This window comes from Bradyrhizobium sp. CB1015 (genome assembly GCF_025200925.1).
Classification (GTDB): domain Bacteria; phylum Pseudomonadota; class Alphaproteobacteria; order Rhizobiales; family Xanthobacteraceae; genus Bradyrhizobium.
Window position 1 is genome coordinate 1,595,437 of record NZ_CP104174.1, and the last position, 15,688, is coordinate 1,611,124.

8 protein-coding genes and 5 pseudogenes are annotated in these 15,688 nt (G+C 61.3%); 8 read left to right on the top strand and 5 right to left on the bottom strand.

Going from position 1 to position 15,688, the window contains the following annotated elements:
- Window positions 1-639: 639 nt before the first annotated feature.
- Both N2604_RS07245 and N2604_RS07250 read right to left on the bottom strand, forming a co-directional pair.
- The gene (locus N2604_RS07245) at window positions 640-1,488 is read right to left on the bottom strand and encodes a hypothetical protein (RefSeq protein WP_124163991.1); all 849 of its coding nucleotides are present in this window, start codon (window positions 1,486-1,488) and stop codon (window positions 640-642) included.
- 305 nt (window positions 1,489-1,793) lie between these two features.
- Window positions 1,794-2,666: pseudogene (locus N2604_RS07250) on the bottom strand (IS3 family transposase); the annotation flags it as partial.
- A gap of 227 nt (window positions 2,667-2,893) precedes the next feature.
- Here N2604_RS07250 and N2604_RS07260 point away from each other — a divergent pair.
- Window positions 2,894-4,277 (top strand): annotated as a pseudogene (locus N2604_RS07260) (IS110 family transposase).
- A 2-nt stretch (window positions 4,278-4,279) separates the two neighbouring features.
- On the opposite strand, the pseudogene N2604_RS07270 reads toward N2604_RS07260, so the two are convergent.
- Window positions 4,280-4,540, bottom strand: a pseudogene (locus N2604_RS07270) (transposase); the annotation flags it as partial.
- Window positions 4,541-4,802: 262 nt separating this feature from the next.
- On the opposite strand from N2604_RS07270, the gene N2604_RS07275 reads away from it, so the two are divergent.
- From N2604_RS07275 to N2604_RS07290, 4 genes and pseudogenes are all read left to right on the top strand, one after another.
- Window positions 4,803-6,125 carry a hypothetical protein gene (locus N2604_RS07275; protein WP_158626798.1) on the top strand — a complete coding sequence of 441 codons (1,323 nt, stop codon included), beginning with the start codon at window positions 4,803-4,805 and terminating at the stop codon, window positions 6,123-6,125.
- A 308-nt stretch (window positions 6,126-6,433) separates the two neighbouring features.
- Window positions 6,434-7,504 (top strand): annotated as a pseudogene (locus N2604_RS07280) (Ulp1 family isopeptidase); the annotation flags it as partial.
- 388 nt (window positions 7,505-7,892) lie between these two features.
- A complete protein-coding gene (locus N2604_RS07285; RefSeq protein WP_158671555.1) occupies window positions 7,893-8,525 on the top strand; it encodes a ParB/Srx family N-terminal domain-containing protein in 633 nt (210 codons plus the stop codon).
- 82 nt (window positions 8,526-8,607) lie between these two features.
- A pseudogene (locus N2604_RS07290) lies at window positions 8,608-9,640 on the top strand (IS110 family transposase).
- A gap of 389 nt (window positions 9,641-10,029) precedes the next feature.
- Here N2604_RS07290 and N2604_RS07295 read toward each other — a convergent pair.
- Window positions 10,030-10,305, bottom strand: coding sequence for a cupin domain-containing protein (locus N2604_RS07295; protein ID WP_245334171.1), 276 nt, complete (start codon window positions 10,303-10,305; stop codon window positions 10,030-10,032).
- A gap of 404 nt (window positions 10,306-10,709) precedes the next feature.
- Entirely contained in the window at window positions 10,710-11,966 is a 1,257-nt protein-coding gene (locus tag N2604_RS07300) for a DUF418 domain-containing protein (protein ID WP_124163431.1), read from the bottom strand.
- Between the two features lie 316 nt (window positions 11,967-12,282).
- Between N2604_RS07300 and N2604_RS07305 the strand changes: the two genes are divergently transcribed.
- From N2604_RS07305 to N2604_RS07315, 3 genes are all read left to right on the top strand, one after another.
- Window positions 12,283-13,158: a tyrosine-type recombinase/integrase gene (locus N2604_RS07305; RefSeq protein WP_199752326.1), complete on the top strand. Its 876-nt coding sequence runs from the start codon at window positions 12,283-12,285 to the stop codon at window positions 13,156-13,158.
- An 11-nt stretch (window positions 13,159-13,169) separates the two neighbouring features.
- Window positions 13,170-14,372, top strand: a complete 1,203-nt coding sequence (locus N2604_RS07310) for an IS91 family transposase (RefSeq protein WP_124163430.1) — start codon at window positions 13,170-13,172, stop codon at window positions 14,370-14,372.
- 458 nt (window positions 14,373-14,830) lie between these two features.
- A complete protein-coding gene (locus N2604_RS07315; protein WP_124163429.1) occupies window positions 14,831-15,667 on the top strand; it encodes a hypothetical protein in 837 nt (278 codons plus the stop codon).
- The last annotated feature ends 21 nt before the right edge of the window (window positions 15,668-15,688 follow it).

Genomic DNA, 15,688 nt, shown 5'->3' on the forward strand with positions numbered 1-15,688 from the left:
ACTTGTCTGCGCCATGATCTGGTGGCGCCTCGGGAATATGTCTCTGGAGCAAAGGTGGCCAACCACAGTCTTCGTAGACGGGGCTCGGCCACCGGCGCTGCGGCGCTTGCGAAGCGTACCCTAAGGGTAGCTACAGGCCAACGGATGCACATATTCGAGCGGTATCACGTCGCTACGCTCAGAGGCGCTTGCGGTGCTTGCAGCCAATCAGGCCCGCGCGGCCGATCAGTCTTTGAGCCTGGCAGATCGCCAAGTCGCGACGCTCGATGCCGAGGACGCTCAGGAAGTGCTAGGATCCTCGATTGCGTGAAACTCGACCCGGGGCCGGAGGAGGCACGGAAGATCGCTGCGCGCATACGCATGCTTCTAGAAGGGAAGAAGTGAGCCGCCAAGTTGACGGCGCGAAGGACGAGTCGGCTGCTCGATCACATCCCGCCTGTCATTCCTCAGAAATGGAGATTCTGCAAGGAGCGAAATTTCTGCGGCCTTGTCGAAGACTGCGGCCTGTCAGTGGACAGAGTAGCCCTATTGGTGGACGACACATCCTTGGTAATCGTCGGCGGCTTCTGATAATCGAAACGCGGCATCGGCTGCTCGCGTGGTAGTTCTCGGCTTGCGTGGACCGCCGCCTCTCTCGTCTTAGACATGGTCGGTCTCCAACTTGTTGAGGTTTTGGGGGTAGTAGTGCTTTCGCTTGATCCACTTGAAACGTTCGTGCCGCGTCACCACGGCGATGTCAACCTCGCCGCCAACCGTATCGGCGCCTGGTAGGAAACGAACGAAACCTTTGGTGGTTTCGACAAGAAAACTACAAAGTTCGATTGCGTCTTGAACCGGCATTCCAGGGTGCATTAACGGAGCCACGGTTTCAGAGCTTATGAAGTCCATCAAGCCCGGAAGGTCGGCGTCGGATACTCCCACTTTTCTCAGCGATTCCACAAGAGTGTTGTCGTAACCCATGACCAATCGATTAATGGCACTCGGTTGACCACCCCAAAATAGGTCGCTTTGGCCGTCTCGACACAAGCATTCAACTGTCGCAGCCCCATTTACGATGCCCACCTTGAACAACTCGTGGGTGTCGGAATCTGACGAATAGCCGCCGATCCAAAAATCGAGTGAATGATCGCCCTCAATCTTGGAAGCTGCCGAGTACTTGTCGGTGAACAGGAAATCGTGTGCCTTCTCCGCGACTTCAGCAACTGAGTATTTGTCGGGGTTGAGCTGGTACTTGCTGCCGTCCGTCTTAAACTCCCGGCGCAGGTCCTTCGCGAGTGAGTGAATGGGGGCGTTGCCGATAGCTCCCAAGCCCGAGGTCATGCCGACCACCGGCAGGCGCTTGTCCAGGTTGAACACTTTGTTCCCGTACTGGTACACACGCTCAATCACTACCTCGCCGGTAGTCCGGTTAGCACCCAAGAGGCTGGTAGCACTATCCGCAGCAAAGACCAAACCATCGTGGACGCAGGCAGCAACACACACAGTCATCTAAATTCCTTCTCTTTGCTTCCTTCGGGCCTTAAGCTCAGGTGTAATCGCGGAGAATGCCACCGCGAACGCAGAGTCTATTTAATAGACAGCTTCCGAAAATCCGTGCGACTACAGGGCTGATGTTTTGTCGCCCCTGAAGGTCTGCCGATGGTCAGAACGGAAAGCCCCAATCAATCTGCGTTCACGCGCCCTCGCCGGGGATTGCGCAGTGAAGACGAGGCGTTCTACGTCGGCGTGTCTCTGAGCTGGCTCCGGTTGTCTGAACAGCAATTCCGCGTCGTTAAGTGGAGCTTCTGTCAGAGTTAGGCTACCGCGCGGAACGGCAGCGGGCTGAAGTAAGCTTGATCCGGGGTGCCGCCGTCAAGGCTCGAGTGGGGACGCCGGCCATTGTAAAAGGCGAAGTATCGGCCGATCGAGGCGCGGGCGTCGGACACGGTGTCGTAGGCGCGCAGATAGACCTCTTCGTATTTGACGCTGCGCCACAGCCGCTCGACGAACACGTTGTCGCGCCAGGCGCCCCGGCCGTCCATGCTGATGGCGATGCCATGCCTGGCGAGCACGCCGGTGAACGTGGAGCCCGTGAACTGCGAGCCCTGGTCGGTGTTGAAGATGTCCGGCTTGCCGTGGCGAGCGAGAGCGTCCTCCAGCGTCTCGACGCAAAATGCGGCTTCGATCGTGATCGAGACGCGCCAAGACAGCACCCGGCGGCTGAACCAGTCGGGCACCACCGCGAGATAGATGAAGCCGCGCGCCATCGGGATGTAGGTGATGTCCATCGCCCAGACCTGGTTCGGGCGTGTGATCTCCATCCCGCGCAGCAGATACGGATAGATCTTGGGCCCGGGTTCGGGCTTGGTGGTACGCGGCCGGCGGTAAAGCGCCTCTATCCTCATCCGCCGCAGCAGCGTTTTGACATGCCGGCGGCCGATCTTGCACGCCTCGGCAGCCAACAGGTCTCGCAACATTCGCGAACCGGCGAAGGGAAACTCCAAATGCAGCCGGTCAAGCCGTTGCATGATCGCGAGGTCGGCGGGCGATACCGGACGTGGTAGATAATAGACACTGCCACGGCTGATCTTCAAAACTTCCGCCTGTTTCGTGATCGGCAGGTCATCACGGTCGATCATCGCTTTGCGCTCAGCAGGCCGGCTTTGCTGAGCGCGCCTTCTAAAAAACTGAGCGCGGCGCTGCGCGCCCCCTGTGGGATAGAAACGGCTAACCGCTAGACTGCGGCCGGAAGGGAGCGGCCGATACGATTTTGGTGGCACGTGAGCCCGTCAAAAAACCTGGTCCATGGGCTGTTGCGCACTTGAGAGTGGTGACGCCATCTCGGCGATCCCGTTTAGGAATTTGAATGAATTGCGCAGCCCAGCCCTTCCGCCGGAGTCAGAAGGAGCTACAGATGAATCCCAAAAGATCGAAGTCGAAGGACGGCGGTAAGATGCCGATGGTGCACCCGAACGCGGCTGCCATCGACGTTGGCGCCACCATGCATATGGCGGCCGTCAGGGCAGATCGCGCACCGGAGCCAGTCCACAGTTTCGGTACCTTCACGGCCGATCTGCATCGGCTGGTCGACTGGTTTACGGAATGCGGCGTCGAGACCGTCGTCATGGAATCGACCAGCGTCTACTGGATTCCGATTTTCGAGCTTCTCGATGCCCGGGGATTTACCGTGTTTCTTGTCCAACGCGCGCGATGCCAAGCACGTGCCGGGGCGTAAGACCGATGTCAGCGATGCGCAATGGCTGCAGCGGCTCCATTCATTCTGGTTGCTGCGGGCCAGCTTTCAGCCCAAAGGGCAGATTGCCGAACTGCGAGCCTACGTGCGTCAGCGCGAGCGTCGGCTGGAGTACGCGGCCTCACACATCCAGCATATGCAGAAGGCCTTGACGGAGATGAATCTTCAGCTCCACCACGTCGTCGCCGACATCACCGGCGCGACTGGCCTGCGTATCATACGCGCGATCCTTGCCGGCGAGCGCGATCCCGAGGCGTTGGCGTGCTTGCGCCACTACAGTTGCCACTCCAGTGCCGAGACGATTGCGAAGGCGCTCACCGGGAGCTACCGCGCCGAGCATCTGTTTGCGCTCGAGCAGGCACTTGCGCTTTACGACACCTACCACGAGAAGGCATCTGCCTGCGACGCCCGGATCGAAGCCGTGTTGAAGGAACTGAGCAACCATCGCGGTCGTGGCCATGGACCAGCACCGCGGGCATCGCTGCGTCGGAATCGAACCGATCAGGCGAACGCTCTAGCTTTCGACGTCCGCGAGGCGCTGTTCGCGTTGCTGGGAAAAGACATCACCACCATCGACGGCCTCGGTCCTTACCTCTCGCTGAAGCTGATCGCTGAATGCGGTGACGACCTCTCCTCGTGGCCCAGTGCAAAGCATTTTACCTCCTGGCTGGGACTGGCGCCGAGCAACAAGGTCTCCGGCGGCAAAAGGCTCTCGTCCCGAACACGCCGATCCGGCGGCCGGGCGGCGGCGCTTCTGCGCCTTGCTGCCGTCACCGTCGGACGCACCGATACTGCGCTCGGCGCCTTTTACAGGCGACTTTCATCGCGCGTCGGCAAGGCCAAGGCAGTGACCGCCACGGCCCGCAAGATCGCAGTTCTGTTCTACAATGCTGTGCGATAAGGAATGGACTATGTCGATCCCGGGGCCTCGTCATACGAGACGCGCTACCGGACGCGAGTGGTCAACAATTTGCATCGGCGTGCCAAGGCATTCGGCTTCGTTCTCCAGCCGTTCGAGCCGAACGTCGGCGATGCCGTTTCTTAGGAATCGTTCTCCAGCGTCAGCTCCCCGATCTTGGCGTGCAGCGCTTTCACGTCCACGGCGGGCTCGCTTGCTCTGTTGCCTCCGCCGGCGCCGAACACATCGGCAGCCGCTTCCTGAAGCTGGCTCTTCCACTGCGTGATCTGGTTCGGGTGCACGTCGAAATGCTCAGCCAGCTGGGCCAGCGTCATCTCGCCCTTGATCGCGGCCAGCGCCACCTTGGCTTTGAATGCCGGTGCGTGGTGCCGGCGGACTCGTCTGCTCATCGTCTCTCCTGATTCGCGGGTCAATCTTGCCCGCCGGTCAGGCAGAAACTCCACTTAGCGTCCTGCAGATTTCCGGGACCGGCTCTCCGGGCGGGCCGAGCAACATCCTGCTGCGGCTCTACGTGGCCTTGTCAGCTTCTCGAAAGCTCGCGCAGACTAGAAGTCCCCCGCGTGGAATCAACCCGCTGCGAGGGAATCAGAGTTCGCTAATTAGGTACAGACCCTTGGAGTCTGCTCAGGTGATCTTGGACGTGAGGCTAGCATGGACCGACAGAACTTTGACCCATCCAACGTAACAGCTTGGTCGCAGGTGCAGCACGACGTCTCGGAAGAGACGCAGGCCGGGCAAGAGGGCTTTGAGCAGCACTTGGCGGACGCGAGTCAGGGCGCTCCCGCTGCCCCTAAGCGGGTTAATCGCAATTACTATCCGGATTTGTCTGAAAAAGACCGGGACCTTATCGATAAAGCGATTGCTCAATGGACGGCTCAGAGGAACCTAAGTCCATCCTCGGCTTCCACTTATATTCAAGCACTTCGCAGACTCGTGAATGATTTCCGCGCTCGTGGCCAAACGACTGATTTAGGGGACCACCAGTCCCTGGTCGATCACGTCAACACTTACTTTTCCAATCCCAGCACCCGAAGCGCTATGTTGACTGGGTTGAACGCCCTTCGCGCGTATCTTGATCCTGCCGGTAGTCGCTATCCACGTTTGTCTGAAGAAGAACAGTACCTTATCGATAAAGCGATTGCTCAATGGGCGGCTCAGACGAACCTACGTCCGAAAACGGCTGCCAATTATACTTCTGCACTTCGCCAACTCGTGAATGATCTCCGCGCTCGTGGCCAAACGACTGATTTAGGGGACCACCAGTCCCTGGTCGATCACGTCAAGACTTACTTTTCCAACTCTCCCGTCGAAAAGGCTATGTTGGCTGGGTTGAACGCTGTTAGTGCGTATCTTGATCCGGCCTATGTCGCTAATCACGCCGGACGGCCGCCCGTTGCCCCCTCAGCGGAAGACGCGCACCTCTTAGAACGGCTTGATCTCAGCGGAATCGGCACGAGCACCGCTGCTCTGTATGATTTAAGTTTTCGCAGATTTTCTAACGCGCTTAACGCTGCGGGCCACACGATATCGGGGCTAGACAGTGCTGCGCGCAGAGAATTTGCTCGGAAGTTGTTCCCGGGAGACAGAAATCTAGTGCCGGCGTTAAAAAGGATTCGGGGTGCCGAGCGGGTTTCCGGTGCGGGCGCGTCTCAGGAGCGAAGCGGCCATGCTGTCCCATCACCCAGGTTGGATGGAGTTCCGGCGGACGTCTGGGCACTGTTCGATGATGAGGCCGAGGAGCCGCCGACCGATCCATCCGAACTTGAGCGGCTGGAACATGAGCTTCGCGCGGAAATTCAGGGACGGCTAGGCGACCACCCCGCTCAGCCGCCCTTCTCCCTAGAGCCAGAGGGAATCACGTTTATCCAGAAGAGTTCCCTCCTGCGAAAGTTCGCCGACTGCTGGATGATCATTCCGCTCTGCCGCAAGTCCCCGTCAATCCAAACGACCTCAATGCAGGCGCTGGCGTGCTGATGTGGGCTCCCCTCCAGGAATTGGAGAGGCAGCCCACAATGCATCACAGCGGGCATGAACAACCTGCTGCACCGAGCAGGAGCAGCGTCCTGCCGAGCGGGGAGAACCGACCGACCAGCTTCGTGGACCGTAACACGTCGCCGTTGGTGCCAATGGGGCTGACCAGGCAGAGCTTCCTGCTCCATCCTCGGTCGGAAAACGCTCCGCAGCCCAGCGCGCCGTTAGGGAATCAAGCTTCGCCAGCACTGGCTTCACGCAGGATGGAGCAAGCCGCGCCGGCGTCCGACAGGGCTGAGGCGGTGTTCCCAGCGCTCGGCGAGACTTTTGATGCGTCTTTGTCTGTTCCCGAGGACTTCTCCCACGGCACCCAGCCTGCGCCGGGTATGATGCGGTCCAAGCTGGGCCGCTGGGGTCTGTTGCCGGATGTAGCAGAGCCCGCAAAGACCTACGACATTCGCGGTGAACGCTACACGGCCGTGCTGGGACCGGGCGGGCCCGATGATGTTCGGCTCATTCACCTGCGGTCTCCCGCTGTGGGCGATACATTCGATATTTCGTTTGCCGTTCCCAAGGATTTTTCTCATCGCTCCCAGCCGGCCCCCGACATGATGCTGTCCACGTTGGGCAAGTGGGACTTCTTGCCTGTCGCGGAACATCCAATCATGAACTACGAGATTGGCGGCGAACGCTACACGGCCGTTTTGGGACCGAAGGGACCCAACGACGTTCACCTCATCCATCATCCTCGAGCTGCTGATGAAGCCGCGCCAGCGCCGGCGACCTCATCCCACGACCGTAGCGGGCGGGCTCTCGGCGCCACGGAATGGCTCGGCGACGAGCATATCCAGAGGGACTACGAGCTCCTGACGCAGCAGTTGCAAGTGAATCATCCGAATCTTGCCGCCGGAACGCGGTTCGTCGATCCTCTCATTGCCTTTCAGTTGAGTTGGGGCGCCGAGCGCGACGCGCTCAGCGCATTGCAGCGCATCATCTATGATCGGGATGACAATGATGTCGCCCACTTCCTATTCCTGCCAGTGAACGATGCCGGTGCGACCGATCCTAATGGCACCCATTGGTCGCTGCTACTCATAGATCGCCGCCCGGAACGACAGCCGGTCGCCTATCATTACGATTCCGTCCAGGGACACAATGACGGGCCTGCAGAACGGCTCGCAGCACGGCTAGGCGTGACTTTTCTGCAGCGAGCCGGCATGGCCCCGCAGCAGAACGGCTATGATTGCGGCGTGTTCGTGGTGGACGGCACACGGGAGCTGGTTCGACGATTGGCGCAAGGAGAGCGGCCACAAGACGAGCCGCTGCACCTCGACAACCTCGTCGCCAATCGGCAGGCACTCCGGGACCGGCTTAGGGGTTGATGGCGATGCGCCCGTCCGCAGCCGTGTCGATCTGCAGGGTTTTGGCGGCGTTTCAGGACCGGCCCCCGTCGAGTGCGTTGCGGCTAGGGACGCGCCCGACGATTAGGCGCGTCCCACGTCGCCGCGAGCAAGCGCACGAAATCAGACTCAATGCAGGAGGACCTGTAAGGGTCGGCGCCGTTAAGTAGGCAGTGAAGAAGGTTCACAACGCCGCCAGCGGCTAGAAAAGCGAATTGTGCTATGCATCAAGGCCAGGCGGGCGGCTTCCTGGAGAGACCATTCTGCCGGAGTTGATCCGGCGCGAATCGTGACGAGATATTTCGATCACCTGCAGCCCTGCTGCCTCCTACAGCGCAGAAGACGGCAAATCATGGATGTCCTAGTCGGCATGCGGGCCATGGAAACATGGCCCATCGATCGCTTGCGGCCATATGAACGGAATTCGCGGCGGCATTCGGCCGAGCAGATCGAGCAAATTGCAGCGTCGATTCGCGAATGGGGTTGGACGATGCCAATCCTCGCGGCGGATGACGGAATGGTTCTAGCCGGGCACGGCCGACTGGCGGCGGGCAAACTCCTCCGCATCTCCGAGGTGCCGGTCATCGTGGCGCGCGGGTGGAGCGATCAGCAGAAGCGCGCCTATGTCATCGCGGACAGTCGGCTGACCGATGCGTCTGATTGGGATGACGAGATGCTGCGGCTCGAATTGAGCGATTTGGTCGAGGGCGGTTTTGAGATCGCGCTGACCGGGATCAAGGAGGACGAGCTATCGAAGCTTTCGGTCGGCGTCGGCGAGTTAGAGCAGATGCCCGAATTGCCGGACGGCGATCGGTCGCCATTCCGCGACATGACGTTCATTCTGTACGGCGAGCAATTCGTGATCTTCGAGCGAGCCATCGCCAGGGCGACCAAGCCGCGCGATCCGGACAATCCCAACCGATCGCCGCAAGGCAATGCGCTCGCCGCAATCTGCGCGGAATATCTAGATGCGGTAATGGGCCCTGCTCCGAGCAAGGGGTGATGATGGTGGCCGTCCCCCGATAGATGATGAAACGGGGTCACGACCTGAGTCGGCCCCAAGCATCTGGAGACGGAGGACAGCCGTGGAGAACTATGCCGGAATTGACGTGTCATTGGAACTGTCGAGCGTATGCGTTGTGGATGCCCAGGGTAAGATCTTGAAGGAGGCGAAGGTAGCGAGCGAACCCGACGCCTTAGCCGAATTTTTCGAGAGGCTTGGCTTTGCAGTAAAGCGGATCGGGCTGGAAGCGGGGCCGCTGTCGCAATGGCTGCATGCGGGTTTGAAAAGAGCAGGGGTCGAAACGGTTCTGCTCGAAACGCGGCATGTGAAGGCCGCATTGTCTGCGATGACGGTGAAGACTGATCGCAAGGATGCACGCGGAATCGCCCAGTTGATCCGGATGGGATGGTTCCGGCCGGTACACGCAAAGTCGGTCGATGCTCAGGAGATCCGGGCCCTCCTGATCGCACGCAAACAGCTTCTCGGGCGGCTGATCGACGTGGAGTTGAGTATCCGCGGGATTTTGCGTGGCTTTGGGCTGAAGGTTGGCCCGGTGACGCGGAAGACTTTCGAAGCGCGGATCCGAGAGTTAGTTGCGGGTCAGGCGACATTGGAGCGCATTGCTACAGCGATGCTTTCGGCGCGATCTGCCCTGAAGGCAGAGTACGGAAGGCTACACAAGGCTGTGCTGGCAATTGTGCGTGACGATGCGGTTTGTCGCCGGCTCATGACAGTGCCGGGCGTTGGTCCCCTGGTGGCTGTTACCTACAAATCGGCGTGATGACCCTCATCGCATCGTAAAATCGAAGGCAGCAGGCGCGCTGTTCGGGCTCACGCCAAAGAAGTACCAATCCGGAGAAAAGGACGTCACGGGCGGGATCACGCTGGCCGGCGACGAGATAGTGCGCACGGTGCTGTATGAGGCCGCCAACGTTCTGCTATCGCGCATAACGCGGTTCTCAAAACTCAAGCGCTGGGGGATGGACGTCGCCAAGCGGCGAGGCTCGAAGCGCGCAAAAGTCGCCCTGGCACGTAAGCTCGCAGTGATCCTGCATCGGGTCTGGGTCGACGGCACAACTTACCGATGGGCTGAAGCGGGGCCGATCGCGGCATAGAACAGGTGGAGGAGATTAAGAACGCAACCGGGCTGAACTGAAGCCCAGTGCCCGAAGTCCCGTCGCCGGGACGGTGGATCCGGTGAAGCCGTTACACGCCCAGTGGCCGTCATCTGACGAACCACGCGCATCTAGATGGCTCACCGCTCCCTCTGACAGCATGATGTGGCGGCCAGGCGTTGACCACGGACAGAAGCATGAGCTCGGCGGCGTGACGTTCACTCGGGAGGCTTGACATCATCGGGCCCATTACAGAGCGTACTCACCGATCGATGATTGGTGTTGCGGGTTGGGGGTGCGGCTTACTCGACGTCCGCTACGCCCCGACACTGACCAACTACCGCAGCGCAGCGAAATGACGCTTTGGTCCACGAGACGCCAGGCGCCTGCTATTTTGGCGGTGGCTTATCATAAAGGGGCTTGCCTTTCTCGACGATATGCACCGTCAGAACCTTCAGCGTCTTATCGCCAACGAGCTTGTAAGCTCCATGAGGCACATCCCGAACATTCATCCCGACGGCGCCGGTCGGAATAGCCACCTGCTTTCCATTGGGTAACTCGATAAGACCACCCTCAAGAAAATAGTACGGCTCGTCACCATGATGGATATGCAGCATCGATGTCTCGCCGGGCTTTATCTCGCTGATGATGGTGACGATTTCCATGTTCGTGCCCGTTAGGTCACCTCGCTTCAACTCCTTTCGAAATGGGGAGTCCTGTGCACTTGTCGTAGTCACGAACATTGAAGCCAAAGCGGCTGCGATTATGACCTTCATGGAAAGTAGCCTCTGGTAAAAAATGGGTCTTGTCCCGGTCTGCCCTTCCCAGCTTGTCGGAATTTACGCCTAACGGCAAGGTTGTGCTGGAGGCCAGCCCCCCGCAACTGTGAACATGACGGGGCCGTTTCGGCTAAAAGGCTGCCTTGACTAACTTGCATAGCCCTTTTCGGCTCGCCTCAGGAAGCAGACCTTGCGGCGCTCTGATTAGGGCCACCACGGGCCAAACCAGCCGTACCCGCTTGGGCGGCTTCCGCTTGAAGCAGAACGCTGCTTGGGTATCTGGGCCCGCATCAATCTGCTATCGTCGCGCGCATGATGGCTAAATCGACCGTTGCCCGCATCGGCTGCGGCACCCCGTACGTGCACGAGCGCCAGAGCCACTCGACAGGACCGAACCGATAGCGGCGCAGCCACCACGCGCTGAACACCACCTGCGCGACATACACGAAAATGCCGATCGCCAGTGTCGCGGCCACGCCGAGGCGGCCAAATTGGCCTAGACCATAGCCGTAGAAGATCCAGCCGCAGATCACAGATTGCGCCAGATAGTTGGTGAACGCCATGCGGCCAACCGGCGCCGCCCAGCCCAGTATCCTCCGCCCGCCCGAGAGGTTCACAGTGGCGATGACTGCGGCCGCATAGCCCAGGGCCAACACGACGCCGCCCAGCCGTTCTACCGGAAGATGCGCGCGCCCGAGCGACGGCCAATCGAAGAGCTCTTGTCCTGCTGCCGCGAGACTCAATCCGCCGCCGAGAAGAATGCCAAAGGTTGCGACGACGAACAGCAGGCGCCGGTTCGCCGAAGCCCGACGCAAAACGCCGCTGCGCCACGCGAAGGCGCCGACCAGGAACAGCGCGACAGTGCGCGGAAAGACCATGACCTGCAGCGGAAAAATGGCCGGCACCTCGCGGATCCGGAACGCGAGCACATCGAAAAATCCGCCCGTGCCGTAGGCACGCATCGCGTCCGCGGCAAGAGCGGCCATCTCGGCTGCTCCCGGCAGCGGCACGATCGGCGGTAGCACCGGCATGCTCACGTAGAGCCCCAGGAGCAGCAGGGCTGCACCCGCCATAAGCCATCGCGCGCCGCCGAGGAAGGGCAGCACCACGAAGCCCTCCAGCGCATATTCGACGAGAATGTCGCCGTTCCAGATCAAATAGAGATGCACCAGGCCTATCGCCAGCAACACCACCAACCTGCGCATGAGCAAGATCATGCGCCGCGCATCGCCGGGAAGCCGCTCGAATTGGATGGCGAGGCCGACGCCGAACAGCAGCGAGAACAGCGCAACCGCCTTCGAGTCGACGGCGACCCTCAGCACAGCCGCCACCACCCGGTCGAGCGGCCCCGCCGGCTCCGCGTTCGGCAAGAACGGCGCGTAGAAGGAGACCCGAAATATGGTGACGATGTTCATGGCGAGCACGCCGAACAGGGCCAAGCCCCGCAGCACGTCAATCGCGTCGAGCCGCTCCGACGGGCTCATAGGATTTGGAGGCGCTTCACTCGACGTTGGCGCGCTGCGTGAGCCGATGCTTCCGCTGGACATCGCAGGACTCCCCATTTCCGGTGGAGAGACTTAGAATCCTGCCTCGTGCCGCGTCAAACTACCTGAATTGGGCGTTCGGGGTTTTGCCGGTTCCAGTCGATGTGGTCCGGATGGCACCGCCGAGGTCCGGTTCGGGTAATTCTCGACGCGGTTGAGCCAGCAGCAAGTCCGGCCATATCCGCTATGACACAAGGGACTAAACCGCTCGCGCGGTAGGCCGCTGCGGCAAGCAGGGTGGCCAAGCCGATAGCGCCAAGGGCGTCCTGTCTTGAGATTGAGGGGTTGCAACAACCTCACTCAAGACAGGAGCATCCCCATGACCGACGAGGCAATGAGCCCGTTGCGCCGGCGCATGATCGAAGACACGACGATCCGCAAGTTCGCGCCGAAGACCCAACATGACTATGTGCAAAGGGTCAAGAACTTCGCGGCGTTTCTCGGGCGCTCGCCCGATACGGCAAGCTTCGAGGACGTGCGCCGCTATCAGCTGCATCTGACGGCGAGCGGCGTCGGCGTGCCGACCATCAATCAGACCGTCTCGACACTGCGAATCTTCTTCCGGGTCACGCTCAAGCGCCACGAGATCGTCGAGCATACGCACGTCATTTACGAGCCGCGCAAGCTGCCGGTGGTGCTCAGCGTCGAGGAAGTGGCGCGGCTACTCGCTGCCGCACCGGGGCTCAAGTACAAGGCGGCGCTGAGCGTAGCCTATGGCGCCGGCCTGCGCGCCACCGAAGTGATCTCACTCAAGGTCTCCGACATCGACAGCAAGCGCATGATCATCCGCGTCGAGCAGGGCAAGGGCGGCAAGGACCGCAACGTCATGCTCTCGCCCAGCTTGCTTGACCTGCTGCGGGCATGGTGGAAGGCGGCGCGCCCGCAGGGCTGGCTGTTCCCGGGCCGCGATCCGGCCCAGCCGATGACCACGCGCCAGCTCAACCGCGCCTGTCACGCTGCTGCCCAGATGGCGGAGATCAACAAGCGCGTCTCGTTGCACACCTTGCGGCACAGCTTCGCCACCCACCTCTTGGAGCAGAACATCGACGTCCGCGTGATCCAGGTGCTGCTCGGTCACGCCAAGCTCGACACCACGGCGCTCTATACCCGCGTCGCCACCAAGACGATCAGCGAGGTCATGAGCCCGCTGGAGCACATCGCGCTCAAGCTCAAGGAGATCCGGCCGCCCGGCTGACGCCAAGACGCATGTCGCGCCCGGCCCTGGAGGTTGCGGACATCTTCCGCAGCCATGGCCCGGCATGGCGTCGAGCCCATGCCGGCCATGTCAGCCTCGAGCAGCTCAAGGTGATGTCGGCGATCGAGCGGTGTCGCACGGCAGCCCTTGGTGGCCATGTCGCGCGCTGTGCGGACTGCGCCTATACGACTATCGCCTACAACTCCTGCCGCAACCGGCACTGCCCGAAGTGCCAGGGCGCCGCCGCGAAGGACTGGCTTGCCGACCGCGAGGCCGAGCTGCTGCCGGTGCCGTACTATCACGTGGTGTTCACGCTGCCGGCGGCCATCGCCGACATCGCCTACCAGAACAAGGCCGTGGTCTATGATCTCCTGTTCAAAGTCTCGGCCGAGACCATGCTGACGGTCGCCGCCGATCCGAAGCATCTGGGGGCCAGGATCGGCATCACCGCCGTGCTGCACACCTGGGGCTCGGCGCTGACCCATCATCCCCACGTGCACATGATCGTGCCGGGCGGCGGCATCTCGCCTGACGGCCAGCGCTGGGTGTCGTGTCGGCCGGGCTTCTTCCTGCCCATTCGCGTACTCTCCCGCCTCTTCCGGCGCGTGTTCCTGGAGAAGCTCGTCGCTGCCCACCAAGCCGGCCAACTGAGCTTCTTCGGCGATCACGCCCATCTCGCCGAGGCGCAATCCTTCGCGGCTTATCTCGCACCGCTGCGCAAGGCCGAATGGGTTGTCTACGCCAAGCGGCCATTCGGCGGGCCAGAGGCAGTGCTGGCTTATCTGTCGCGGTATACCCACCGCGTCGCCATCGCCAACAGCCGCCTGATCGGCTTCGACAGGCAGGGCGTCACCTTCAAGTGGAAGGACTATCGCATCGAAGGCCGCGATCGCTACAACTACAAGCAGATGACGCTCGAGAACTTCGAGTTCATCCGCCGCTTCCTCATCCACGTGTTGCCCAAGGGCTTGCGCATCCGCCACTACGGCCTGTTCGCCAAAAATGCCTGCGCCGGCAACATCGCACGCGCCCGTGAGCTGCTTGCCGTTGCAAAACCTGAAGGTCAGCCCACCGCGGCCACCGTCGATCCCAGCAAGCCGGCTTGTCCATGCTGCGGCGGTCGCATGATCATCATCGAAGTCTTCGCGCGCGGTGCAATGCCACGGCATCGGCCGACAGCTAGAACGAACCACATCAGGATCGACACCTCATGACCGTGCCGCAGCAATCCCGCAAATCCGCTCGCCGCGCCCGCTGGCCCTCGACCGGCCACGGCAGAGCGCGCCCAGATATCCACCAGTCGGCGCAAATCGTCGGACAATGTGCGGGAGCCGATGCCATCCGCCGCGCATTCGTCAGCGACTTCACCGTTGCGCAACGCGTTGGACCGGCTCGATCCCGATCAACGAGCTCGCCCGCGGCGCTCAAATCCCCATAGCGCCTGCCGCACCGCCTTACGTTTCCTCACGCGCGGTTTCCTCCCTTGGAGGCTTTCGGACGCCGGCCACCGAATACGCCGCGCCGCCCCTCATGCGGCCGGCATCCGAAACCCTTCACAAAAGCGGAAGTGAATTCAGGGCATTGGCGGCTCCGCGACGGGCTGTTTGTGGGTTGATGGTACCGCCGTGACTCTCCCGAACCGGAGCCTCGAATCAGGTCGCGAACTCAGTGATTGCCATGGGACAGACTAAAGAAATCCGCGTCGCGCCGATCTCGAAAGAAAAAAGACGCCGACGCGCTGATCATCAGGCTGCATTACAGCCACAAGACGGTCAACAACGGTTTCCTTTCGCTCGGCGTTTTCCTCGGCGGGCGCCTTGAAGGCGCGATGACGTTCGGCCCGTCTATGGACAAGAGCAACATTCAAGGGCTGGTGCGCGAGACCCCGTGGAACGGCTTTTTCGAATTGAACCGGCTCGCGTTTTCCGAGGCGCTGCCGCGCAACAGCGAGAGCCGCGTACTGGCGGTCGCGATGCGGATGATCAAGAAGCACTATCCCCACACCGAATGGGTGATCTCGTTCGCCGATGGGTGCCAGTGCGGCGACGGGACATCTATCGCGCGGCAGGCTTCGTGCTCACCGGCATCATTGAACAAGAGCCTTTTGCGACTGCCCGACGGCTCGGTCACGCTCAAGATGACGAAAGTGACCGGCAAGAACCGCGCGGCGCACTTCGCCAGGACTGGCGGGTCATGGTCCGGTCAGAGCACGCCACTCGACGGCTACCAGATGCGGTACATCTATTTCGACCCGGTGGCGCGGGCCCGGCTCGTGCCCAAGGAGATCGGATATTCCGAGATCGAGCGGCGCGGCGCCGGGATGTATCGCGGAATTGCGCGTGGCAAGCAGGCGATGGCCGACCCCAATCGGCACAGCGGCGCGGCAGCGGCGACCGCCCCGCTCCAACGTGATCGCGCGATCTCACAGCAAGCCCGTGGTCACCGAGATCAGGCATGCGGCTGCTCAGGCAACGGCTGCGCCCCGGTCAAAGTTCAACCTTGGCAGTGATACCGTCGTGCTCTTCTCCGC